The sequence below is a fragment of the Rahnella sp. P4_A8 genome (assembly GCF_056402435.1).
Genome location: NZ_JBFUHK010000195.1, coordinates 1 through 1,815, shown reverse-complemented (window position 1 = coordinate 1,815; position 1,815 = coordinate 1). Strand labels below are relative to the sequence as shown.

The following is a 1,815-nucleotide window of genomic DNA, read 5'->3' as shown; positions in this document are numbered from 1 at the left end:
GTGTACATCTGCTCCACGCTGAACGGCACAAGCGCAGAACGACTTATCTGTGGCATATCATTTTCCAGGTGTCATAAAACGTACAGATAATACCATTTATCCGCGCGGTAATAAAAACAACGAAGCACAGGCTGCCACAAACAGGAAAAACTCCCGACTCTCACTGCGTGGGGATTTCAATCGGCATCGCTTACAGTATAATAAGTATCACTATGACAAAGAAAAAAGCACATAAACCCGGTTCCGCGACTATCGCGATGAACAAACGCGCTCGCCACGAATATATCATCGAAGATGAATTTGAGGCGGGGCTTGCTTTGCAGGGATGGGAAGTCAAATCGATGCGCGCTGGTAAAGCAAACATCACTGACAGCTACGTCACATTCCGCGACGGTGAAGCCTTTTTGTTTGGCGCAACCATTCAACCTCTTAACGTGGCGTCCACTCATATTGTGTGTGATCCGACCCGTACAAGAAAATTACTGCTCAACAAGCGTGAGTTAGAAACGCTGTTCGGTAAAGTCAGTCGCGATGGTTACACCGTCGTCGCGCTTTCCATGTACTGGAAAAATGCCTGGTCAAAAGTGAAGATCGGTCTGGCTAAAGGTAAGAAAGAGCACGACAAGCGCGATGACATTAAAGATCGCGAATGGAAAGTAGACAAGGCACGTATCATGAAGCACGCAAATCGCTAAGCCTCTGGCGTAGCTTGGTGTTTTGCTGGTATACTACGAAATAGTACTTGGGGCTGATTCTGGATTCGACAGGATTTGCGAAGCCCAAGGAGCATGCCGAGGGGCGGTTGGCCTCGTAAAAAGCCGCAAAAAAATAGTCGCAAACGACGAAAACTACGCCCTAGCAGCTTAATACCCTGCTTAGAGCCCTCTCTCCCTAGCCTCCGCTCTTAGGACGGGGATCAAGAGAGGTCAAACCCAAAAGAGATCGCGTGGACACCTTGCCTGGGGTGAAAGCGTTAAACCCAATCAGGATAGTTTGTTAGTGGCGTGTCCATCCGCAGCTAACCGGCGAATGTAAAGATTGGACTAAGCATGTAGTGCCGACGGTGTAGTAATTCTGGACGGGGGTTCAAATCCCCCCAGCTCCACCAAATAATGATCCGGTTATTACCAGATAAGTCCGGAGAAGTCCTGAAAGCCCGCATCCCTTCTAGGTTTGCGGGCTTTTTTGTGTCTGTAGAAGTCCGAGATCGAGAACATTCCTGTTCAGGAGCTGAAAGCATGCACACTTATTCAGGTGTTAGAGCCAATCAAAGCGCGTGGAGCGTTAGAAGCTGTCGGAAGGTTAGTTCAGCGCATCAATGAGATAATGATTTATGCGGTGAATGTGGGATTGATTGAGGCGAATCCAGCTTCAGGTATAGATAATGCTTTCGAACGCCCGAAGAAGCAGCACATGCCTACAATACGCCCTGCAGAAGCCTCAGCAACAGCTTGGTCAGAGACCGATATCAAGAACAAGCAGTAGTGTATTCCGGCAGAACGTATGAAGGCAAAACGTGATCATATAGTCCCTCTCTCAGAACAAGCTTTAGAACTATTGGAAATCATGCCTCCAATTAGCGGGAATCGTCAGCACGTTTTCCCTAGCCGAAAGGTCGGGCTGTGCCGCAAACGTTGAAAGAGTATGAGATTGAATTCTTGAAGAAAAAGACCAATCCGGGTCTGCAAACCAATCTGATCTTAAGTGAAGACTGCGAGACAGACTGGTTGCCAATGTGCGACATCAAGAATGCTTAAAAAGAAACCGGCTCAGGCCGGTTTTTTTCATTGAGAAGTAGTAACTGGTCACTTGAAG

At 47.8% G+C, this 1,815-nt stretch carries 1 protein-coding gene, 1 other RNA gene and 1 pseudogene; all 3 read left to right on the top strand.

Annotated features, from left to right (window positions below; all coding sequences use genetic code 11):
- Nucleotides 1-212 precede the first annotated feature (212 nt).
- On the top strand, nucleotides 213-695 hold the full coding sequence (gene smpB, locus AC1DUO_RS24570; RefSeq protein ID WP_013576739.1) for an SsrA-binding protein SmpB: 483 nt from the start codon (nucleotides 213-215) through the stop codon (nucleotides 693-695).
- A 49-nt stretch (nucleotides 696-744) separates the two neighbouring features.
- Nucleotides 745-1,108: a transfer-messenger RNA gene (ssrA, locus tag AC1DUO_RS24565) on the top strand.
- A 98-nt stretch (nucleotides 1,109-1,206) separates the two neighbouring features.
- A pseudogene (locus tag AC1DUO_RS24560) lies at nucleotides 1,207-1,611 on the top strand (phage integrase central domain-containing protein); the annotation flags it as partial.
- Nucleotides 1,612-1,815: the final 204 nt, after the last annotated feature.

Bases quoted from the DNA above. Each gene is read 5' to 3' on its own strand.
- smpB (WP_013576739.1), top strand. From the start codon at position 213: ATGACAAAGAAAAAAGCACATAAACCCGGTTCCGCGACTATCGCGATG.